The sequence below is a fragment of the Mojavia sp. genome (genome assembly GCF_059505145.1).
In genome coordinates this window covers 13,884-36,261 of record NZ_JCACKA010000076.1, presented here as the reverse complement: position 1 = coordinate 36,261, position 22,378 = coordinate 13,884, and the positions used below count along the sequence as shown (strand labels likewise).

The 22,378-nt window shown below is 42.0% G+C and carries 15 protein-coding genes; 6 read left to right on the top strand and 9 right to left on the bottom strand.

All coding sequences use genetic code 11. The features are described 5' to 3' along the window. Positions 1 to 46: 46 nt before the first annotated feature. The 8 genes from AC5JL8_RS21895 to AC5JL8_RS21860 form a co-directional block, all read right to left on the bottom strand. A complete protein-coding gene (locus AC5JL8_RS21895) occupies positions 47 to 2,158 on the bottom strand; it encodes a xanthine dehydrogenase family protein molybdopterin-binding subunit (RefSeq protein ID WP_495881796.1) in 2,112 nt (703 codons plus the stop codon). Continuing rightward, positions 2,155 to 3,150, bottom strand: a complete 996-nt coding sequence (locus AC5JL8_RS21890; protein ID WP_495881795.1) for an FAD binding domain-containing protein — start codon at positions 3,148 to 3,150, stop codon at positions 2,155 to 2,157. The genes AC5JL8_RS21895 and AC5JL8_RS21890 overlap by 4 nt, the downstream gene beginning before the upstream one ends. Continuing rightward, positions 3,147 to 3,860, bottom strand: a complete 714-nt coding sequence (locus AC5JL8_RS21885) for a 2Fe-2S iron-sulfur cluster-binding protein (protein WP_495881794.1) — start codon at positions 3,858 to 3,860, stop codon at positions 3,147 to 3,149. Before AC5JL8_RS21885 ends, AC5JL8_RS21890 begins: the two co-directional genes overlap by 4 nt. Before the next feature lie 388 nt (positions 3,861 to 4,248). After that, positions 4,249 to 4,425: a hypothetical protein gene (locus tag AC5JL8_RS21880; RefSeq protein WP_495881793.1), complete on the bottom strand. Its 177-nt coding sequence runs from the start codon at positions 4,423 to 4,425 to the stop codon at positions 4,249 to 4,251. Between the two features lie 36 nt (positions 4,426 to 4,461). After that, entirely contained in the window at positions 4,462 to 4,839 is a 378-nt protein-coding gene (locus AC5JL8_RS21875; protein WP_495881792.1) for a hypothetical protein, read from the bottom strand. A gap of 322 nt (positions 4,840 to 5,161) precedes the next feature. Beyond that, entirely contained in the window at positions 5,162 to 5,575 is a 414-nt protein-coding gene (locus AC5JL8_RS21870) for a heavy metal-responsive transcriptional regulator (RefSeq protein WP_495881791.1), read from the bottom strand. A gap of 93 nt (positions 5,576 to 5,668) precedes the next feature. Then, a complete protein-coding gene (locus tag AC5JL8_RS21865; protein WP_495881790.1) occupies positions 5,669 to 6,214 on the bottom strand; it encodes a cupredoxin domain-containing protein in 546 nt (181 codons plus the stop codon). 14 nt (positions 6,215 to 6,228) lie between these two features. Continuing rightward, entirely contained in the window at positions 6,229 to 8,595 is a 2,367-nt protein-coding gene (locus tag AC5JL8_RS21860) for a heavy metal translocating P-type ATPase (RefSeq protein ID WP_495881789.1), read from the bottom strand. Positions 8,596 to 9,164: 569 nt separating this feature from the next. On the opposite strand from AC5JL8_RS21860, the gene AC5JL8_RS21855 reads away from it, so the two are divergent. Further along, positions 9,165 to 10,664, top strand: coding sequence for a site-2 protease family protein (locus tag AC5JL8_RS21855; protein WP_495881788.1), 1,500 nt, complete (start codon positions 9,165 to 9,167; stop codon positions 10,662 to 10,664). 85 nt (positions 10,665 to 10,749) lie between these two features. After that, entirely contained in the window at positions 10,750 to 11,148 is a 399-nt protein-coding gene (locus tag AC5JL8_RS21850) for a hypothetical protein (RefSeq protein ID WP_495881787.1), read from the top strand. Here AC5JL8_RS21850 and AC5JL8_RS21845 read toward each other — a convergent pair. Continuing rightward, complete coding sequence (locus AC5JL8_RS21845; protein WP_495881786.1) at positions 11,145 to 12,395, bottom strand: glycoside hydrolase family 10-like protein; 1,251 nt, start codon at positions 12,393 to 12,395, stop codon at positions 11,145 to 11,147. The two genes, AC5JL8_RS21850 and AC5JL8_RS21845, sit on opposite strands and share 4 nt — an antisense overlap. A 529-nt stretch (positions 12,396 to 12,924) precedes the next feature. Between AC5JL8_RS21845 and AC5JL8_RS21840 the strand changes: the two genes are divergently transcribed. From AC5JL8_RS21840 to AC5JL8_RS21825, 4 genes are all read left to right on the top strand, one after another. Next, positions 12,925 to 13,449: a hypothetical protein gene (locus AC5JL8_RS21840; protein ID WP_495881785.1), complete on the top strand. Its 525-nt coding sequence runs from the start codon at positions 12,925 to 12,927 to the stop codon at positions 13,447 to 13,449. A 463-nt stretch (positions 13,450 to 13,912) separates the two neighbouring features. Further along, on the top strand, positions 13,913 to 15,346 hold the full coding sequence (locus AC5JL8_RS21835; RefSeq protein ID WP_495881784.1) for a DUF8738 domain-containing protein: 1,434 nt from the start codon (positions 13,913 to 13,915) through the stop codon (positions 15,344 to 15,346). Between the two features lie 207 nt (positions 15,347 to 15,553). Continuing rightward, a complete protein-coding gene (locus tag AC5JL8_RS21830) occupies positions 15,554 to 21,595 on the top strand; it encodes a hybrid sensor histidine kinase/response regulator (RefSeq protein WP_495881783.1) in 6,042 nt (2,013 codons plus the stop codon). A 254-nt stretch (positions 21,596 to 21,849) separates the two neighbouring features. Then, complete coding sequence (locus AC5JL8_RS21825; protein WP_495881782.1) at positions 21,850 to 22,350, top strand: gamma-glutamylcyclotransferase; 501 nt, start codon at positions 21,850 to 21,852, stop codon at positions 22,348 to 22,350. Positions 22,351 to 22,378: the final 28 nt, after the last annotated feature.

Genomic DNA, 22,378 nt, shown 5'->3' with positions numbered 1-22,378 from the left:
CCAGCCACCTTCCCTGCTTTCTCTGAAAGCAGGGAACGAAGCATTATTACAACAACTTTTCGGGTGTAATCGGTAAATCACGGATGCGCTTACCTGTGGCATGGTAAACTGCGTTGGCGATCGCAGCTGAAACACCTGTGATGCCAATCTCACCTACACCCCTTGCACCTGCTGGGTTAAAGTTCAGATCAGGTTCGCCAACGAAAGCTACCTGAATGCGAGGAATGTCTGCGTGGGCTGGGAAGTGATAGGTAGCAAGGTCATAAACTACGGGATAGCCAATATTTGGATCAAGGTGGCACTCTTCCATGAGAGCTTGCCCAATACCCATGATCACACCGCCACGTACTTGGCTAGCTGCTGTTTTAGAATTGATGACTCGTCCGATATCCATTACCGATACCCAGCGCGTCACTCGCAAGCGTCCGATTTCTTCATCAATGCTGACTTCGCAAAAATGTGCGCCCCAAGATTGGAATGCCCATTTCTTCGCCTCAGCACCGGGAGCGGAGGATGCTGTAGCCTCAAAAGCTGCTCTTTTGGATTGACGCAAACTTGCAAAAGCTTCCTGTGCAGTCTTAGCGTTAGCAGTTTTGAGGACTTCTTTACAAGCTGACATCACCGCAGGTACAAGGCTTGCTGTCATTTGAGAACCACCCGCCAAGCCGCCATCCGGTAGCAAAGAGTCGCCTATTTCCACCCGTACTTGCTCTACAGGTAGTCCTAATATCTCTGCTGCTGTGGCCGCAACAACTGTATATGAGCCAGTACCCATATCATTGGCAGCTGTGAGGACATGGGCACTACCGTCTGGTAAAAGCCGCACCTTGGCTGATGCTGAACTCCTCATACCAGGGAAAGTTGCTGCTGCCATTCCCCAACCGATCAGTTTACCGTCACGGGTGAGCGATCGCGGTTGTTTTGGTCTATCTTTCCAACCAAATTGCTCTGCACCAACTTGCAAACAATCAGCAAAATGCTTGGCTGAGAATGGCTGACCTTTGCGTTGATGCTCTTTGGTTTCGTTTTTTAAGCGCAGTGCTACTGGATCAATCTTGAGCGCCCAAGCGAGTTCGTCCATCGCCGACTCCATTGCCCACATACCCGGATTCTCTCCTGGTGCGCGCATGAATGTTGGTGTGCCGACGTTCATCACTGCCAATTCCTGCTTTAGCCGTATATTCGGCGCGCTGTACATAACTGGTGTGATACCTGTACAAGGTTCTGGAAAAACTTCTACAGGCGAGGTACAGGATTTCGCCTCGTGGTCAATCATAATCAGACCGCCATCAGCATTTGCTCCCAAACGAATCGTCTGCTCAGTTTCGGAACGGTGTCCGGCATTCATCGTCATTTGCCGCCGACTGAGAACAACTCTCAGAGGACGCTGGAGTTTCCGCGCCGCCGCCGCACAAAGAACACCGTGGGGCCAGGGGAAGGCTTTGGAACCGAAAGCTCCGCCAAGAAAGGGTGTAACAATACGAACTCGCTCAGTTGGCAATCCAAAGAGTTCTGCATAAGTGCGCTGAGTTGCCAATATCCACTGAGATGGCTCGTAGACAGTGAGCGAGTCTGGCCCTTGCCAGTGGGCAATGATGGCGTGGGGTTCCATCGGTGCGTGTAGTTCGGTGGCAGTCTTATAGGTGGCTTCAATCTTTGCTATGGCGGAGTTAGCAGCCGTCACATTCCCCTTCTCGAACTTCAGTTCTTCTCCAAATAAAGGAGGAGCTTCCTTGAAGTTGGCTTTTTTGGCGTCTACAACTGGCTGTTGGCTAGCGTATTCGACCTTTACCAAATGCGCCGCATCACGTGCCCGCTCGAAGGTGTCTGCTACTACTAAGCCGATAATTTGCCCGGCGTAGTAAATTTTGTCATCCGACAACGGCAAACGAGACTCGTAGATTTTCGAGGTCATAAAGTTGTTGGTTGGCATAAACACCTTGGGCGCGTTTTTATGCGTAAAAACCGCAACTACGCCTACTGCCTTTTCTGCTGCGCCGGTGTCAATGCTTTTGATTTGCCCATTGGCAATGCTGGCGGTGACGAGATAACCATGAATTAAATTTGGAATTTGATGTTCGGCTGCATAGGTTGCTGTACCCGTGACCTTTGCTCGTCCATCCTTACGGCTGACGTCAGTTCCAATTATTTTGTTCATGCTACGCCTCCTCCTTTAGCTGAAACCGTAAGCGCACGACGAATTGCCCGCTTTGCCAAGTCAACTTTGTAACCGTTTTGAGTTAAGGGTTTGGCTCCCTGAAGTGCAATTTCTGCCGCTTGTTGAAATGTTTGCGCGTTGGCAGGCTTGCCAATCAAAAACTTCTCAGCTTCCTTTGGTCGCCAAGGTTTATGAGCTACACCGCCCATTGCTAAACGTACATCTTTGATGCTGTCGCCTGTCAAATCAACCGCCGCCGCTATCGAAATTAAAGCAAAAGCATAAGAAGCGCGATCGCGTAATTTCAAGTAAACTCCTGACTTAGCAAACGATACTGGTGGCAAGATAATAGCGGTAATCAATTCACCCGGCTCTAAATTCGTGTCTCGTTGGGGTGTATTTCCTGGTAAGCGATGAAAATCTATAAAAGGTATCTGCCGCTTGCCTTTAGGACTTTCTACCTCAACCACAGCATCTAACGCCGCCAGAGGTACGCACATATCCGATGGGTGAACTGCGATACACTGGTCGCTAGCACCCAGGATGGCGTGTATACGGTTGATGCCCGTTGCTGCTGGGCAACCAGTTCCAGGCTGCCGTTTATTGCAGGGGAAGGCTGTATCGTAGTAGTAGGGGCAACGGGTACGTTGCAGTAAGTTACCGCCGACAGTCGCCATGTTGCGAATTTGCTGAGACGCACCAGAGAGAATCGCACGGGCTAGCATGGGATAGTCGCGGCGGACATCGGGATGGTCTGCCATTGCCGTATTTGATACCAGCGCGCCAATCCGCAAACCGCCGCCATTGATTTTCTCAATGCGCTGCATTTGCAACCTGGAGATGTCAATCAGTTGCGATGGCTCATCCAGGAAGACTTTGAGACGGTCAACCAAGTTTGTACCACCTGCAATGAACATGGCCTTTTGGTCGGTAGTTGCCCGTTTAGTCGCATCGTTCACCGAAGTAGCGCGAATGTAGGTGAAGTTGTTCATACAGGTGTCTCCTTAGGTTCACTGACCATCACATTTGCCGCCGGAGAGGGCGGTTTTTGTCCTGCTGCTTGCTGTACTGCTGCCACAATGCCGTTATAAGCACTACATCGGCAGAGGTTACCACTCAAACGCTCCTTAATTTCAGCTTCAGAAAGGTCAGCTAGTTGGGGAGGAGTTGTTAAATCTGGTGTAATAGAACTGGCGCAACCTCTTTTAACTTCATCAAGTAGAGCAACAGAGGCGCAAATCTGCCCTGGTGTGCAATAGCCGCACTGAAAGCCATCGTTGTCGATAAACGCCGCTTGCACTGGATGGAGAGTATCGCCCTTTGCCAGCCCTTCAATGGTGACAATTTCTCTACCTTCTTGCATTACTGCCAAAGTCAGGCAAGAATAAACTCGCTGTCCATCGATTAGAACAGTACAAGCTCCACATTGACCATGATCGCACCCTTTTTTGCTGCCTTCCAATCCCAGGCGATCGCGCAGAGTATCCAGAAGTGTCACGCGCGGCTCAATGTTTAAGGTTTTCTGCTCACCATTAATCTTAAGTGTTACGTTCATTTCCCCTTCCGAACCTTGAACAGTATCTTTTGCTGCGGTTGCTTGATTAACTAATGAAGGAGCAGCTATAGCGGTTCCAGCTACAGTCAGTGCTTGTCCCAAAAAACTGCGCCGGGACGTTTTCCCCGCCTTCTTTTTATTTTGCATGATTTGTACCTTTAAATTGTCAAATGCGACCTTCTGAAAATATCAGGGCATAAATCTTTCAAACATGGTTTTAATCCTTATCTAAGAAAGAATTTTGCAGAAAAATGTATCCTCATTCGATTTATCTACGCTTTCTTTAATGATTCTTTTCGTGAATGAAGCGTGATACATCCCCTAAAAAAAATTGCAATCTATCTATGGTCTTATATTCTAAAAGTTTATGACACAGTAAGCTTTTCAAAGGTTTTGGTTAAATGATGATTTTTCAATTAGATGACACAAACTGTAAGAAACTTAATATATTTACCAAGTTATTAATTACAAAATAGCTTTAGATAGAATAACTCTATATTCTTAAGTAAAGATTAAGAAAATTTATTTTATCGCCTCACAGTGCAATAGGATAAACAGCGATCGCTACATACTTCTTTTTTGCTTTAATGACTAAATTGCTTTTGTCTTGTAGAGCGATCGCCTCATCAAATTTTAGACCTTGCTGCTTGGCTACCTTACAAGCTGCGCTCATTGCGTTTTGTAGACGAGACTTGTCAGGTTTACTAGTCATGTTTCAAGAGGGAAGGAAGTTTCAGCGAGCTTGACGCTATTTCAGTATTTCGTCTAGCAAGTTTCTTGCAGGTTGTGCTTTAGCCAGTGCTGCTTGGTGGTCATTGTAAGCACGAACCAAGCGCAAAAGACCGCTTACACCTGACTTGAGTTGTTCAAGCTCTTCACCAGCAACTAATTCTCCATCAAGCATCCGTCCGATTAAAGGTTTGATGTCGCCCACTTCCTGGCGAACTTTTTGGAGCTTCTCCACGCTACTAAGTAAACTTTTTAGAGAGTTCAAGATGTCGTCAATATCTTGGGTATCTTCTACTGATTCAGGTGAATCTTGAATTGTTACCGTATCTTCAGTATCTGAAACCACAGGTGATTCCTGTGCCGATGTTTCACTTTTAGCTCCGTTTGACCGTGCCATTAACCCTTCCTCAAAGAAATTTTTTCCAGTGTACCGTTTATCTCAACTTAGCTTCATTTTTTTTCATCAAACTCATCATTTCTATTCCTCTTTTTGGGATCACGCAGAGGCGCAAAGTCACAGAGTCGCACAGAAGAACGCAAGAGTGTGGTCGAAATAACTGAAAACTGCGTAATGTGGCCGTTCCGGTTGTCAGGTGCGTTAAAGCACAGCGCAACGCATTATTCATCTAAAGTGCATTACGGCAAAAATATTTGTTGGGACTATATTTATCACCTTGCGCCATAACATAACAGTAATAAAGCGAGAATTTCTCAAATTTTTAAAATTTTTCAATAATCGGACAAATTGCTTGTTCAACATTTTCAGGAGTTGTTTCCCAATCAACAAGCAAATCTTCTAAATCTCGTCTTAGCATCAGTAATTGCTGAATCTGTTCATCAATAGCTGTTAGCTTATCTTGCAGCTTAATTTTGATATGGTCACAAGGTAATTCACCGCCATCATGAACATTCAAAAATTCTTTAATTTCTGATAATGTCAAACCTAAACTTTGAGCGCGTTTGATAAAGTTTAGACGTGCGAAAACATCAGCATGAAATATTCTAAATCCACCTTCGGTTCTACCTGATGCTTTGAGTAGACCAAGCTCTTCATAGTAGCGAATAGTTTTAATTGGGACACCGCTTTCTTTGGCAACTGAACCAATGAGTTTTGGAGCTTCTTGGGTTAACATACTTACTTGCCCCTCTGCTAAATATCAATGTCTACTCAATTTTAAACTCTCCAGCCCACTGGAGAGTCAAGAATAAACAAAGCATCTGGCTAACTATTTACTAGTTAATGGCATAACAGGTTTCACTTCTACAACACCACGGTACATATTCATCCCACAGGTGAAAGTATAAGTACCTGGTTGAGCGGGTGTCAAAGTAATGGCTGTAACTTTGTTTAGCGGTAAGTCTTGGGCGATACGGAAATCAGGTAGCCGTATTTCTTCAAGACAACTACTAGGATCGCGCCGCAGAAAGTTAAGGCGAACAGGTTGACCAGCATTGACTACAACTCGGCTAGGTTCGTACCCGCCATCTACAGTAATGTTTACTTCTTGAATACCGTTATGGGCTTCGGCTTTTTGGGATTTGGGTTTACTCAGAAGAAACCACCATAACTCTAATCCAATTAACGCCAAGCCTCCAATTGTGACTGCACCTTTAATTAATAGCGGTTGTTGAATGGGTTTAAAAGCTGTCGTTTGTAAGTTCTCAGAAACTGGCATTTCGTGGTTGCTGTTTGCGAATGCTGTACTTGAGGTTACACCAAACAGAAATCCCAAGCTAGCTATACTGCCGATAATTGCCTTTTTACTCAACATTTTTGTCTCCTAATTTATACAATTGCTTTAGCTTGGAATTTACGCAGACGTAGAGCGTTTGTGACAACCGAAACAGAGCTAAATGCCATTGCTGCACCTGCGATCATTGGATTAAGCAACCAACCAAAGAAGGGGAAGAGAACACCAGCAGCTATGGGAATTCCAACAACGTTGTAAATGAAGGCGAAGAATAGATTTTGCCGAATGTTGCGAATCGTGGCGCGACTGAGTTGAATGGCAGTGACAATACCTTGCAAATCACCAGATATGAGTGTAATGTCACTAGCTGCGATCGCCACATCTGTTCCAGTACCAATTGCTATGCCAACATCGGCTTGAGCCAAGGCTGGTGCATCATTGATACCATCACCAACCATTGCAACAATCGAGTGCTGAGTGCCCAGTTGTGAGTGCTGAGTGCTGAGTTCTGAGTCAGAAAGTCTCTTTCTACCTCCCCTGCTCCCCTGCTCCCCTGCTCCCTGCCCCCTTCTCCTCTGCCCCTCTGCTTGCAAAGACTTAATCACCGCCGCTTTTTGGTCGGGGCGTACTTCTGCTAAGACGCGTTCTATACCAACTTCACGGGCGATGGATTCTGCGGTGCGGCGATTATCTCCTGTGAGCATCACTACTTCTAAACCGAGTTTTTGCAATGCTTTTATTGCTTGAGTGGAGGTGGGTTTAATAGCATCAGAAATCCCCATCAATCCCTTGATTTCTCCGTCAACTGCAATCCAAATTGCAGTTTTACCTAAGTATTCTAAGCGCTCTTTGTCGTTTTGCAAGCTTTGGGTGTCAATTCCTAATTCTGTCATCCAACGTTGTGTACCAATTTGTACAAGACGGTGAGAAACAAAGCCTTGTACACCACTACCTGCAATTGCCTCAAAGTCTTTAACATCAGCTAGTCCTACTTCTTGGGATTGGGCGTATCTGACAACCGCTTCTGCAAGTGGATGTTCGGAATTGCGTTCTACTGATGCTGCAAGTTGTAGCAGCTTGATTTCATTGCCATTATAAGTGCCGTTTACTGCCACAAAATCTGTAACTGTTGGTTTACCTTGCGTAATTGTTCCTGTTTTGTCCAATACTATTGTTTGAATCTTGTGTGCCAATTCTAGGCTTTCGGCTCCCTTAATTAAAATACCGTTTTCGGCTCCTTTACCTGTTCCTACCATGACAGAAGTTGGTGTGGCTAAACCCAAAGCACAAGGACAGGCGATAATCAGTACCCCAACTGTTGCGATTAAAGCTAAAGTGAGGTTGCCCATGAAGTTGAACCATAAGATAAAAGTAAGGATAGCGATCGCAATTACCACAGGCACAAACCATCCGGTAACTTGGTCTGCTAAACGTTGAATTGGGGCTTTACTTCCTTGAGCCTGCTGCACTAATTGCACAATCTGCGCTAACACCGTATCCTTGCCAACTCGTGTTGTGCGGAACTTAAAACTCCCAGTTTTGTTAATCGTGGCTCCAATAACTTCATTTCCTGGTTGCTTTTTCACAGGTAGACTTTCCCCAGTTACCATCGCTTCATCAACTGTGGATGCTCCTTCAATTACTTCCCCATCTACGGGAATCTTCTCACCAGGACGAACAAGCACTACATCACCAATTTGTACTTCTGCAATGGGAACATCTACTTCACGTCCGTTGCGAATCAGACGTGCAGTCTTGGCTTGTAAGCCAATGAGTTGCCGAATTGCTTCCGAAGTTTGTCCTTTAGCGCGATTTTCTAACCACCGTCCCAAAAGAAGTAAAGCAATAATTACAACTGCTGCCTCATAATAAACATCCGGCGTTAATCCTTGAGCTACAAACAAACCAGGAAAAACTGTGACAAAAATCGAATAGATATATGCTGCCCCTGTACCAAGAGCAACTAAAGTATCCATAGTTGCAGTGTGTCGTTTCAAAGCTTTCCAGGCATTTTTAAAGAAATCAGCACCGCACCAGAACAGCACCGGGGTTGTCAGTACGAACTGTACCCAAGGATTATGCAACCATGCTGGAATTAAGGGTAAATGCAACCCAATCATCATCGGTAACGAACCAACTACTAACAGAACCCCAATCACCCCACCCACAACAACTTTCCGCAGTAGGTAGCGCGACTCTCGCAAACGAGCCGTTTTCTCGGCGTCATCTTCTCCCGCCATCAAGTTTTCTTGGAGTGGATGAGCAGAATAACCAGCTGCATCTACTGCATCTTGAATAGCTTGTAAATCAGTTTTTTTGGGATCATAGTTTACTGTTGCCTGCTCTGCCCCAAAATTCACGCTACATTCATTAACGCCAGAAACCGAAAGAATTGCATCTTCAACACTTCTGGCGCAGGAGGCACAACTCATCCCGCGCAGTTTCAGTGTGGCATTCTCCATTTCATTACTCCATTTACCAAGCGGTGCTAACAACTGATTTCATTTTGAATGCTCCAGTTTACTGGAGAGTCAAGGGGTCTTGATGAATAAGGCAGAGGAGAAGAGGGCAGAGAGCAGGGGAGCAGGGGAGGTAGAAAGAAACTTTCTAACTCAGGACTTAGCATTCAGCACTTTCAAGACAGAATGATTGTGGCGATTAGGTTCTTTTGTACTTAAATGTTAAAAGAGCAAATTATAAATTGCTGATATGCCCCAAAGGTGGCTTTTTGTAGAGTATTTTGAATTTTGAATTTCGCGCAACTGTACTAGGCTGTTCTAGAAATCTCCAACGGTGGCTCAAGACTTCTCGTTTATTACCTTAAGTTAACTTCAAATTGAATTAGGCTATCTCTAATACTGATTCCTAAAATCTCACTGCACATCAATCTCCGTGTCTTTCGTCTTTGAGCTTCACTCCTTTGGGGGTGAAATTTTTTTATTGGGCAAGCCACAGACGGCGTTATAGATTAATTAATGTATCTGCAATACCGGACTTGTACTAGCTCGGTCTCAAAAGCGAAGGTTTGGAGATGTTTACTTTATCAGAAACTTCTATCGTTGCAACAATTGTGCTGGTAGCTTTCGGCATTTTGGGTTGGGGCTTTTATCGCGCCAGACCTTTTGGGAAACTGGGAATTTTAGCCTGGTTACAGTCGGTGGTGCTGATGACTCCTTGGCTGTTGTTCTTTGGTTTGTTTGCAGCAGGGATTTACATCAATATAGTAGGTATATTGTTCTTGGTGGTAGCTTCCGCTGGACTTTATATCTTTTTGGGAAAGCAGTTACGTTCAGCTGGACAAGATGAGTTACTCAAACAAAGGGCAACAGAAAGGCTGGCTAATAATTCTTCACCTGAACTGAATTCTACACAAAGCTCCAACGCCCCCACAGAAGGTGCAGAGCTAAAACTTGAGTTAATGCCTATTCCAGAAGATGACTTGAATGCAATTAAAGGCATTTTCGGAATTGATACATTTTTTGCCACAGAAACAATCCCTTACCAGGAAGGAGCGATTTTCAAAGGTAATCTGCGGGGAGAACCACAGGAGATTCACAACCGTTTGAGCAGGAGTTTGCAGGAACGTCTGGGCGATCGCTATCGCCTGTTTTTGGTAGAGAATACAGACGGAAAACCTGTGGTGATTGTTCTACCCAGCCGCAATGACCCGCGCCGGATGTCGTTAGCCCAAAAAGCGTTTGCGGGCATCTTATTCCTGGCAGCTCTTGCTACTAGTTTGGAAGCTGCGGGAATACTGCTGAATTTTGATTTATTTGACCACCTAGAACGGTTGTCAGAAACTTTACCCATAGCCATTGGGTTATGGTCAATTTTGATAGCGCACGAAATCGGTCATTGGTTACTTGCCCGACGCCACCAAGTCCGTCTGAGTTTACCTTTCTTTCTACCTGCTATACAAATTGGCTCTTTCGGTGCCATTACCCGCTTTGAATCTTTACTACCTAACCGTAAGGTATTATTTGATATCGCTCTGGCAGGGCCAGCCGCTGGCGGTATCGTTTCTTTGTTAATGCTGATAATTGGGTTGTTGCTTTCCCATCCAGGCAGTTTATTTCAACTGCCAAATCAGTTTTTCCAAGGTTCTATTTTGGTGGGTAGCTTGGCACGGGTTGTCCTGGGTTCCGCTTTACAGTCACCCCTGGTGAGTGTTCATCCCCTAGTAGTGATTGGTTGGCTAGGGTTAGTCATCACTGCCTTAAACTTGATGCCAGCCGGACAATTAGATGGTGGCCGCATTGTCCAAGCGATTTATGGACGCAAAACCGCAGGAAGGACGACCTTGGCAACTTTAATTGTCCTGGGGCTAGTGTCACTTTTTAATCCTTTGGCTATGTACTGGGCAATTTTGATTCTGTTCTTACAACGAGATTTAGAACGTCCCAGCTTGAATGAAATTAGCGAACCTGATGATGCTAGAGCCGCTTTAGGTCTTTTAGCTTTGTTCTTAATGATTGCTACGCTCCTGCCCTTGACTCCAGCCTTGGCTGGACGTTTGGGAATCGGGGGTTAATACCGTTTCATATCGTGTCCGGTTAAAGACTTATCATTAAGAACGCAGGGGGCAGGGGGCAGGGAGCAGGGAGCAGGGAACAGGTTTGAAAGTCGCTTATTGTCCATGTTTGATGATTAATCCTTGTCCTAATCTATCCGGCAACTGCTATAAATCGTTACTTGGAACTAAACACTCAGCATTCAGCGCTCAAAACTCGGAACTTCGAGCTTGGAACTCGGAATTTCGTGTTCAAAACTTGGAATGTCGAGCTTTTGACTCGGAACTTCAAGCTTGGAACTTGGAATGTCGAGCTTTTGACTCGAAACACCGAGATTGGAACTCGAAACGTCGTGTTTGGAACTCGGAACGATTAGCTCTTTACTCAAAGCTTTGTGTTCGGAACTCAGAACTCAGCACTCAGCACTCAGCACTCATACTATGTTGCGATCAGACAGATTCGGATTTCCTCCCCTCTGCTCCCCTGCTCCCCTGCTTCTTTTAAGGTTTCCAACCCGCGAGCAAATTAGGATATGCCGTTGGTGTGGGGAAGATCTTCTGGAAGGCTGTCTGACGGTCTATGGGCTTTTCTTGGCTCATGTTCCATAGAGTTTCATAGAAAAAGAATGCTACCCCGGCAAAATTGCGATCGCGTACTTTTTGTACTTGTGTCTGAATCTGTTCCATAGATACAGATCTGTTTTTCAGCCCAGTCAAAATACCAATACTTACAGGAATATGACTTTGTGCTGCTTTGACTTCTGGATATTCTAATTCGCTGATAAAGACATTCAAGTCATTGCGATACACCTGGATAACCAAGTCTTCTACGATTCCCATACGTTCCCATCTTTGCCAGTCTGCTAAAAAGTACTCATAGGAAAAACGTTGGGGATTGGGCGCAACGGAAACGATACAGCCTTTTTTAGTGGCTTTGATGGCTGTAAATACCCGTTTCATAAAGTCGGTAATTTTATTAGCTCTCCACCTCACCCATTCTGGATCTCGTGGGTTACTGGGGGGCTTTTTGCCTTTGTGTTCTTTTGCATACAAGGCAACAGTGTAAGCATCGTAACCTAAATCTGATGGCAAACCAAAATGGTCATCAAATTGAATGCCGTCGATATTGTAATTTTTGACGATTTCAACTATTAAATCTTGAATAAATTTTTGCACATCTGGGCGAAAGGGATTTAGCCAAACCCGGTCATGAGTACCTTCTTTGACGATTCGCTTACCGTTCCTAAAACTAGTCAGCCATTGGGGGTGACGTTTGGCTAATTGGGAATCAGCAGGAGCCATAAAGCCAAATTCAAACCAGGGAATGACTTTTAAATTTTTTTTGTGTCCTTCTTCGACAACTTCTTTGAGCATATCTCGCTTTTGCAACCCCGGTGTGGGATCGAGCGATCGCCCGATAACTTTGGCTGCGACTTTGCTAGGATACAGCGTATAGCCCCAATTCCAAACTGTAGGATACACAGTATTAAAGTTGAGTTCACTTAGCCGTTGCAAAGATTTTTTCAGGCGATCGCGCTCAAACAGCACATCACTATCTATATTTGTTAACCATACGCCCCTCAACTCAGATGCTGGCGATCGTAAAGGAACATTTTGAGCATTTAAGGGCAACGATAGCATTGCAGTAGCTATCAAGCTTAAGGCGGTCATCATCGCAAATAGTGCCCGCTTTCGGCTAGGGTAAACATTCCAGCGTGAAAAATTCATAAACCACTTTACAAGTTTTTTCATTATTGACTACAGGCATTCTTAAATTAAGAATCATGACTAGGATAGATGACAGAAGTTGCGTTATTGCCTGTTGAATAGCTACTTATACTAAATTATTGTTGTGAATTTACGCTTCTTAATAAATTTATGAACTTGTATGAGAGACTTATTAATATTATTTAAAGTTTTTCAAGTACTAATAACTGAGCAAAAATCGTTATTTTACTTGCATTTGTGGCAAGACACGAACCGCGCCTTTACGGTAACGCCTTTGGCAACCTAAAAGCCCTGTAGAAGGTAGTTAAGCGACTATTATTGAAACTAAGATTTATTTTTTGTTGTGACTTACATCACATAGCCAACGGTTAATTTCCCGTAAATGTGGGGTTGCACACCACATCCTTGCTTATGAAATAATGCGTAGTATTACTGTAAGCACATCAATAAATTTTATCGAATTTTACCTAAAAATACTTTGGATAAAGAGTTGATGAGCGAATTAAACTAAAAAGGCTAAGGTACTTTTAAAGACCAAAGGCAGGATTTGATCATGATTAGCAGCTTAAATAATTCACAAGACGGTATGGGGAACACCGTCGCTGCTACTAAGAGGCTGGCCAGAGCGATGATGGTTTCTGCTGGTGCATTTTCATTAATATTGGCGTCTTGTAACTCTAGTAACAAGCAACAGCAGGTGCTGAACTTGTTAACAGAGATTTCATCAGCAGATATTCGAGAAATTATGCTCTCGCCTGGAGACGACACACTGTATACAACCATCACAAGTTCAGTTGGTGTTAGCCAACCTGATGCTTTGATAATCAGAGGTCTGGAATCTGTAGTAGATATTAATGAACTCATCATTAGTACCAATCTCATGCGAGATGAGTTCCGTAAACAGTTTCATTGCCCCTTGGTGTTGTGGGTTAATGATGAAATTCTCCGCAAACTAATCTGGCTGGCACCTGATTTAAAAGACTGGGCAGCTAGTACTATTAGATTTGATGCGCCGAATAATCAGTCAGTTGAGCAACAACCCCTTACGGCTTTCAGCTATTGCCCCCTAGTGATATAGGACTCATATTTGATTTTTGAACAAAATTCAGTACACCTTTATTCCTTCTTCCCAGTCCCCAGTCCCTAATCCCCAGTCCCTTACCTCTACGAGTGATTCAGAAATCAAATCGGATTGCTATATAGGTGGCTAGCGTTAGTAGATTTTAATTATTAAGTGCTTAATATTATTTTGGATTTTATTTATATTTGCTGATGTTGTAAGTCTGGTTTGGTTAAAGCCACTCAGATGACTAAGCCAGTAGGGTGAAGTATCTTCACCTTGTATAAATCATATTGTAAGATTCAGGAACAAATCAAAAATATATCAGCGTCTATCTTCACATCTAGCTCAGAAGACAGACGCTTGTTTAGTTGCAAGTAGTTAAGTTTTGGGATTATATGCTCTATTTCTAATTAGTTGCTAGCCAATTATGACTAGCAACTAATCAGTACTGGCTAAATGTTAATTTTGTGATTTTACTATGAAAAATTCATTAACTAATTATCGTAGCAGCAATCAAGCGCGAATTTTTACTGCCTTAGTTTTAACTGGAATTTTAGCTGTTGGTAGTGGCTTAACACTAATCAAAAGTAGTATTGCAGCTTCTGCACAACTTTCAGCACAGACAACAAATGAAGTCATCAAAGGCGATCGCAGACAAAACCAATTACCACGTCCAGTAGCTAACGCAGTGCTACGAGATTTAGCGCGCAGAGAGGGAATCTCAAGAAAAAAATTGCAAATTATTGATTACAGCCAACAGACTTGGCGCGATGGTTGCTTAGAACTACCGCAGCCGAATGAACTTTGTACCCAAGCGTTAGTTCCTGGTTTGCGAGTTGTAGTCTCTGATGGTAAACAAAACTGGGTTTATCACACCAATAGCAACGGGCGGTCTTTACGCTTGGCTTCTGCAAAAATTCCCACAAACAACCTATCAAGTAAATTTCCTCAATCTGTCAAAACTGCGGTTTTGCAAGCTGCATCTGCACGTTTACAACAACCAAGTTCTCGGCTAAATATCATTCAAGCTCAACAACGAACTTGGAGAGATGGCTGTTTAGAATTGGCTGATGCTAATCAAGGTTGTACACAAGCTTTAGTACCGGGCTGGCGGGTAGTTGTGGGATCAGTTGGTCAAACCTTGGTTTATCACACTAATCAAACGGGTTCCGCAGTTAGGTTAAATGAAACAGCCAGCGAAATTTCGGGGCAGAAATTGCCTGAACGAGTTGGAAATGCTGTTTTGAGTCAAGCTTCCCAGGTGTCAGGGCTACCGATAAGAGTGCTGAAAATCGTAGGATATAAACAAACAAAAATAGCTCAAGGTTGTGAGCGCTCAACTTTTCCCTATCCTTGCGATCAAATATTAGTATCTGGCTGGGAAGTATCTGTACAATCATCTAACAGACAAAGCTCTTGGGTCTTTTTGAGTGATGAAACTGGTTCCCAAATTAAGCTTGCCAACAACAATAGCTCAAGTGGTAATTCTGGCAAACTGACACCGCTACCAATTCCCGCTAGTGAGTTACCAGCACCTTTAGATAGAGGTGTGGTGTTTCGGCAAATCTCTAGTGGTGGTTTTGCTGGTAGAACCTATGAAACTGTTTTACTCAATGATGGGAGTTTGATTCGGGTGCGAATTGGTGATGCTAACGATTCTGAGCGTAGTGTTCACCGCCTTTCTCCTCAGCAGGTGCAACAATTTTTGCAATTAGTGAAACAATCCAGATTCGGTAAATTCAAAAATTTGAATTACCCCGCACCGCAAGGAGCTGCTGATTATATTACCTACACTCTCACCAACCAAGAGGGGACGATTCAGTATAACGATATTTCGCAAAATTCTCTGCCGAAGAATTTACAGGAAGTAGTCAATGCCTGGAATCAGCTTGTTACCAGTGCCCAAACTTGACAGCGATTTGCAGGACAAAACTTGTAAACCAGATTGTACACACATAATGAGCGATCGCCCCACCAAGACTAAGGCGATCGCTCATTCCATTTGTAGCTAATAACTATGTCAACAATTAATAATATTTTTACAGTCAACATTAAGAAAACTTATCATCATTATGGAAGTTATAGCTGATATTCATCTCGCACGAGCGAGACAATAAAAATGAGTCTTACCATCGCCGATTACCACTTCCTCGCAGTCCTTTATGACAGCACCACAAGCTGGATTTATCGTGCTTTGAAAAAGCCAGAGCAAACTTTGGTGATGATTAAAACTCTCAAAGCTGAGTATCCCACAATAGAACAACTCGCTCGATTAAGACACGAATATAAAATACTCCAAGAACTGGAATTACCAGGAATTGTGAAGCCCCTAGCTTTAGAAAGCTATCAAAATGGTTTGGCACTCATATTGTCAGATTTTGGGGGAGAACCTCTGACAAATTTTATTAATTCACGAAACTTTGAGTTAAACAATTTTTTGCAGATTGCTATTCAATTAGCTTCAACGCTTGCAGAGCTACATCAAAATAATATTATTCATAAAGATATTAAAACACAAAATATTTTTATAAATGCAAAAACAGGTTTAGTTAAAATTATAGACTTTAGCATTTCATCACGCCTATCAAGAGAAAATTTAACCGTTAGTAATCCCAATTTACTTGAAGGTACCCTCGCCTATATTTCACCAGAACAAACTGGAAGAATGAACCGCTCGATTGACTATCGAACTGACTTCTACTCACTAGGCGTCACCTTTTATGAATTGCTAACAGGACAGCTACCTTTTCAAGCTACCGACCCATTGGAATTAGTTTATTGCCATATTGCTAAAACACCAGTATCACCAGAGGAAATAGAAGAAAAGGCAGCAGGAGTGCAGGGAAAAATTCCGAAAGCGGTGTCGGATATTGTCATGAAATTATTAGCCAAGACCGCTGAAGAGAGATATCAAAGCGCCTTGGGGCTAAAAGCCGATTTAGAAGAATGCCTAATAAAATTACAGACAACTGAGAGAATTGACAACTTCATTGTTGGTCAGCTTGATTTATACAGTCAATTTCTGATTCCGCAAAAACTTTATGGTCGTGAACAAGAAGTTACCAATTTAATGGATGCCTTTGAGCGGGTGAGTCTAGGTGCCACTGAAATGATCTTAGTAAGTGGTTATTCAGGAATAGGCAAATCTTCTTTAGTTAATGAAGTTCATAAACCAATCGTGCGGCAACGGGGGTATTTTATTTCCGGTAAATTTGACCAATTTAAACAAAATATTCCTTACGCTTCTTTGATTCAAGCTTTTCAAGAATTGATACGACAATTATTAACAGAAAGTTATGAAAAGATAGCAATTTGGAAAGCGAAAATTTTAGAAGCTCTTGGTTCCAATAGCCAGATCATGATTGATGTTATTCCCGAAGTCGAACTGATTATTGGTTCTCAGCCAACTGTTCCTCAATTGGGGCCAACCGAATACCAAAACAGATTTAATCGGGTATTTCAACAATTCATTCATGTATTTTGTCAAAGAGAACATCCGCTGGTAGTGTTTTTGGATGACTTGCAGTGGGCAGATTCTGCTTCTCTAAAATTAATTCAATTGCTCTTAAGCAACATAGAGAGTCAATATCTATTACTAATTGGAGCGTATCGTGATAACGAAGTTAACGCGACGCATCCGTTGATGTTGACCTTAAAAGCAATTCAAGAATTGGATGCAGTTATCAATAATATTGTTCTCCAGCCTTTGCAGATTGCTCATGTCAACCAGTTAGTCAGCGATACTCTACGGACTGATCAAGAAAAGTCAAAACCTCTAGCTAAGTTAATATTTAACAAAACTCAGGGAAATCCCTTTTTTTTAACTCAACTGCTTAAATCTCTCTATCAGGAAAACCTGTTAACATTTAATTTTGATGCAGGTTACTGGCAATGGGATAATGAACTACTTAAAGACATTGATATCACCGATAATGTCGTTGAATTAATGGTCAATCAAATTCAAAAGCTGTCACCCAAAACGCAGAATGTCTTAAAGTTAGCTGCTTGTATAGGAGATAAATTTACTTTAGATATTCTAAGTATTGTTAATCAAAAATCTTTATCAGAAACAGCGGCAGATTTGTGGGAATCTCTACAGGTAGGTTTGGTTATACCCTTAACTCAATCCTATAAAATTCCCTTAATTGTGACTGTTGAGCAAAGCGAACAATTTACTATTGCTTACAAATTTTTACATGACCGTGTACAGCAAGCTTCTTATGTTCTTATTCCAGATTATCAAAAAAAAGCAACTCACCTCCAGATTGGTCAATTGCTACTACAAAATACTACGCTTACCGAACGAAAAGAAAATATTTTCGCTTTAGTTAACCAACTTAACTGTGGAATCGAATTACTTGCGTTTGAACCAGAAAAATATGAGTTGGCTGAACTCAATTTGATCGCGGGTCAAAAAGCGAAAGCAGCAACTGCGTATGAGTCTGCTATCCGTTATCTTAAAGTTGGTTTGAGCCTGTTGGCAACTTCTAGCTGGCAACAACAATATGAACTTACATTAGCTCTACATCAGGAAGCAGCAGAAGCAGCATTTCTTTGCGGTGATTTTGAACAAATGAAGCAACTGGCTGAGAGAGTACTGCAACAAGCCAAAACGCAACTGGACAAAGTAAAAGTTTATGAGATACAAATCAAAACTTATCAAGTGCAAAGAAAGCTACTTGAAGCAGTGAAGCTTGGTTTACAAGTTTTAGAAATATTAGGAGTAAAACTGACTGAATCACCAACTTTATTAGATACTAACAAAGCTATCGAGGAAACAACAGCAAATTTAGCAGGCAAAGGAATAGATGATTTAATTAATCTGCCAAAAATGACAGATCAGAATAAGTTAGCAGCCCTACGACTTATAGTAAGTTTAGTTCCTGCTGCATATCAATCTGCACCTGCTTTATTTATCCTAATGGCTTGCCAGCAAGTCAATTCATCTATTCTACATGGGAACACTCCTTTGTCAGCTTGCGGGTTTGCTGATTATGGAATAGTTTTTAGCGGATTGTTACAAGATATTGAAGCTGCTGATAAATTCGGACAATTAGCGTTAAGCCTATTAGAACGGTTAGATGCTCATGAGGCTAGAAGTCAGACTTTATTTAAAGTTTCAACCTTTATACTACATTGGAAACATCATGTTAAAGAAACCTTGCCACTTTTAGAAGCTGCTTACTATAGCGGACTAGAATATGGAGATTTAATACATACTGGATATTCAGCAAGTCTGAAGTGTCAATATTCATATTGGAGCGGTTGGGAGTTAAATAGCCTGGAACAGGAAATGGCTCGGTATAGTAAAGCGATCGCTCAAATTAATCAAGAAGTTGCCTTAAAGTGGCATCAAATATTTCATCAGGTAGTCTTGAATTTAATAGGATTAGCTGAAACCCCTTGGATTTTAATTGGTGACGCTTACAATGAAGAGCAATTATTATCACTTCATATTCAATTTAATGAGCGAACTCTAGTTCATTATGTATTTCTGAATAAATTAATCCTTTGTTACCTGTTTGGTGAGTTTTCTCAAGCGGTAGAAAATGCAGTAAAAGCCGAACAATATTTAGACGGTGTAAGAGGGTGGCTGATTGTACCATTGTTTTATTTCTATGATTCTTTAGCACAACTAGCAATATATCTATCAGTGCCACACTCACGCCAAGAAAGCCTCTTGAGCAGGGTGATGAATAATCAGAAAAAGATGCAAGAGTGGGCTGGCCATGCCCCCATGAATTTTCAGCATAAGTATGAGCTTGTAGAGGCAGAGAAAGCACGGGTTTTGGGGCAAATTGTAGAAGCAATGGAGTTGTATGACCGTGCGATCGCAGGAGCAAGGGAGCATGGATATATCCAAGAAGAAGCACTATCTGCGGAACTGGCAGCAGAATTTTATTTCTCCCTTGGCAAAGAAAAGTTTGCTCAGATTTATCTTACTGAATCCTATTATGGATATATTCGCTGGGGAGCTATTGCCAAGGTCAAATATTTAGAAGCAAAATATCCTCAATTTCTTTCCCAGATACTGCAAGATAACCATAAAAAAATAGAGGTAAATCGCACAATTAGCTCTACGGATAAAGGCAGTTTAGGAGTTTTTGATTTAGATGCAATAATGAAAGCTTCACAAGCTATTTCTAGGGAAATCTTGCTAGGCAATTTACTAAATAAGCTGATGAAAATTGTACTAGAAAATGCTGGAGCAGAAACTGGATTTTTGATTTTAGAAAAAGCTGGAAACCTATTAATAGAAGCTTTTGGAAGCGTGGCTCAAGACGAGATAACTGTACAGCAATCAACACCTGTTGAAAGTAGTCAACAGCTACCGTTATCTATCATTAACTATGTACGTCGCACTCAGGAGAATGTAGTACTAAACGATGCTAACCTTGAGGGCGTTTTTGCCACGGATACATATATTATCAACTACAAACCAAAATCTGTTTTATGTATGCCAATTGTCCATCAAGGTAAACTCATTGGCATTCTTTACTTAGAAAATAATTTGACAACAGGTGCTTTTACACCAGAGCGATTGGAAGTTTTACAACTTTTATCTTCACAAGCAGCAATTTCAATTGAGAATGCCCGTCTCTACAACGATTTAGAGGATTATAATCGGACTTTAGAAGCAAAAGTACAAGAGCGAACGCTAGAGCTAGAAGCGATAAATTTGCAACTCAAGCAAGAAATTCACGAACGCCAACGAGCAGAAGAAGCGGCTGAAGCCGCCAACCGCGCTAAGAGCGAATTCTTGGCTAACATGAGCCACGAACTCCGTACTCCGCTCAATGGTATATTGGGTTATGCTCAAATTTTTCAAAAAGATAAGACTTTCACAGAGAAGCAAAAGAATGGTATAAACATCATTCACGAGTGTGGCGAACATTTACTGACACTTATTAACGATATTTTAGACCTTTCCAAAATTGAAGCTCGGAGAATGGAGCTTTATTCTAAAAGTTTTCAATTTTCAGAATTTCTAGAGAGTATTGTCCAAATCTGCCATATCCATGCCGAACAAAAGGGAATTTCATTAATTTACACAACGCTTTCCCCATTACCACAATTCATTTGCGCCGATGAAAAACGGTTACGTCAGGTTTTGATTAATTTACTTAGTAATGCTGTCAAGTTTACAGAAAAAGGTGGCGTAACTTTCAAAGTAGGTTATTTGATGGAACCTGGAGAGATTTCTTCCCAATCTCTAATTCCCAAAATTCGGTTTCAAGTCGAAGATACAGGTATTGGCATTGCACCAGAGCAATTAGAAGAGATATTTTTACCATTTAAGCAAGTGGGTGAAGATAGCCGTAAGACTGAAGGAACAGGATTGGGATTGGCAATTAGTCGTCAGTTAGTTCAAATGATGGGTGGCGAACTAAAGGTAAAGAGTACTTTAGGTAAAGGCAGCATTTTTTGGCTAGATTTAGAATTACCTGAAGTGATTCCTCAACTTGATATCAAAAATTACGAAAAACGCAACATCATTGGTTTTTTAGACCCTAAACGAAAAGTCTTGGTAGTAGATGATAAATCGACAAATCGCTCTGTTTTAGTCAATTTACTAGAGCCTTTAGGGTTTGAAGTTTTGGAAGCGTCAGATGGCTTAGATGGTATTAATAAAGCGCGCGAATTTAAACCTGATGTCATTTTTATGGATTTGGTCATGACTGTGATGGACGGTTTTGAAGCTACCCGTCGCCTCAAAATGTTACCAGATCTCAAGCACGTAGTAGTAATTGCTGTGTCTGCTAGTGTTTTTGAATTTGATAAGCAGCAGAGCCGCCAGGTCGGTTGTAATGATTTTCTCGCTAAACCAATTCAAAAAGTAGAGCTTTTAGAAATATTACAAGTTCACTTGGGGTTGGAATGGATTTATGAACAACCAACAAGCAATAGGCAAGAGGCAGAAGATGCTCATCCAACATCCGAAATTCAAAATCTACAATTGATTGCTCCACCAGCAGAAGAAATTGCAATTTTGCTCGATTTGGCAATGAGAGGCGATCTTACAGGCATTACAAAACGAGCAGCAGAATTAGAGAAATTGAATAAGCAGTTTATACCTTTTGCCGCTAATTTGCGCCAACTTGCTAAAGGTTTTAAAAGCAAACAAATTCGGGATTTTATCAGAAGATATCAAAATTTTTGACGTAATTGACTACTGCGATCGCTATTTAGGTATTTACAATAGCTTTTACAACTGAAATATATAGTTTTCATCCAAATACAGTAGCGTGGGCATCGCCCACCCTACTTGATTTTTGATAGTAAAATTTGATTTTTAGAGTATACTTCCAGGGATAGATGACATATTAGAGTATACGCTTAGAGAACAGTTGGGTGAAATCTCATAATTTTGCAAGTTTGGAGTTGAAATTACAACATCGGCCCCAAAAAGAGCCAATGTTCTACTATTTTGCTTATGGCTCGTGTATGTGTCCAGTAGATCTGAAGCGATCGCTTGGAGAAAGTACCTACCGTTATGTCGTTGGGGCTGGAATGCTGAAGGGCTATCGGCTAGGTTTTTATCTTTATTCTGCCACTCGCCAATCTGGTGTTTTGGATGTAGTCAAAGACCCTAACACGAGTGTAAAAGGTGTACTGTATCAATTACCCTGGCGATTAAGTCATTATTTAGATAAAAGAGAAGGCATATTTCAAAGCGTTTATAAGCATGAATTAGTAGATATTAATTGTCAAAACCAAATATACAAAAACGTTCGCACCTATGTTGTCGTGAACAAGCTTGCAGAAGAAGCCGCACCGAATGATTGGTACTTTAATATTGTTTTGCGGGGCGCTATCACTTGCGGACTCCCGGAAGAATATTGCTGGAATTTATTTAATCATATGTACCGATTACAACAGCATCATAAAGAACAGCAAATAATACGATCAGCTTGACCGCAACTTAGTATCAGTCTTTAAACTC

What these genes read in the sequence shown, in the direction of transcription:
- AC5JL8_RS21895 (WP_495881796.1), bottom strand. Translation starts at nt 2,158, where the DNA reads ATGAACAAAATAATTGGAACTGACGTCAGCCGTAAGGATGGACGAGCA.
- AC5JL8_RS21890 (WP_495881795.1), bottom strand. Translation starts at nt 3,150, where the DNA reads ATGAACAACTTCACCTACATTCGCGCTACTTCGGTGAACGATGCGACT.
- AC5JL8_RS21885 (WP_495881794.1), bottom strand. Translation starts at nt 3,860, where the DNA reads ATGCAAAATAAAAAGAAGGCGGGGAAAACGTCCCGGCGCAGTTTTTTG.
- AC5JL8_RS21880 (WP_495881793.1), bottom strand. Translation starts at nt 4,425, where the DNA reads ATGACTAGTAAACCTGACAAGTCTCGTCTACAAAACGCAATGAGCGCA.
- AC5JL8_RS21875 (WP_495881792.1), bottom strand. Translation starts at nt 4,839, where the DNA reads ATGGCACGGTCAAACGGAGCTAAAAGTGAAACATCGGCACAGGAATCA.
- AC5JL8_RS21870 (WP_495881791.1), bottom strand. Translation starts at nt 5,575, where the DNA reads ATGTTAACCCAAGAAGCTCCAAAACTCATTGGTTCAGTTGCCAAAGAA.
- AC5JL8_RS21865 (WP_495881790.1), bottom strand. Translation starts at nt 6,214, where the DNA reads ATGTTGAGTAAAAAGGCAATTATCGGCAGTATAGCTAGCTTGGGATTT.
- AC5JL8_RS21860 (WP_495881789.1), bottom strand. Translation starts at nt 8,595, where the DNA reads ATGGAGAATGCCACACTGAAACTGCGCGGGATGAGTTGTGCCTCCTGC.
- AC5JL8_RS21855 (WP_495881788.1), top strand. Translation starts at nt 9,165, where the DNA reads ATGTTTACTTTATCAGAAACTTCTATCGTTGCAACAATTGTGCTGGTA.
- AC5JL8_RS21845 (WP_495881786.1), bottom strand. Translation starts at nt 12,395, where the DNA reads ATGAAAAAACTTGTAAAGTGGTTTATGAATTTTTCACGCTGGAATGTT.
- AC5JL8_RS21840 (WP_495881785.1), top strand. Translation starts at nt 12,925, where the DNA reads ATGATTAGCAGCTTAAATAATTCACAAGACGGTATGGGGAACACCGTC.
- AC5JL8_RS21835 (WP_495881784.1), top strand. Translation starts at nt 13,913, where the DNA reads ATGAAAAATTCATTAACTAATTATCGTAGCAGCAATCAAGCGCGAATT.
- AC5JL8_RS21830 (WP_495881783.1), top strand. Translation starts at nt 15,554, where the DNA reads ATGAGTCTTACCATCGCCGATTACCACTTCCTCGCAGTCCTTTATGAC.
- AC5JL8_RS21825 (WP_495881782.1), top strand. Translation starts at nt 21,850, where the DNA reads ATGTTCTACTATTTTGCTTATGGCTCGTGTATGTGTCCAGTAGATCTG.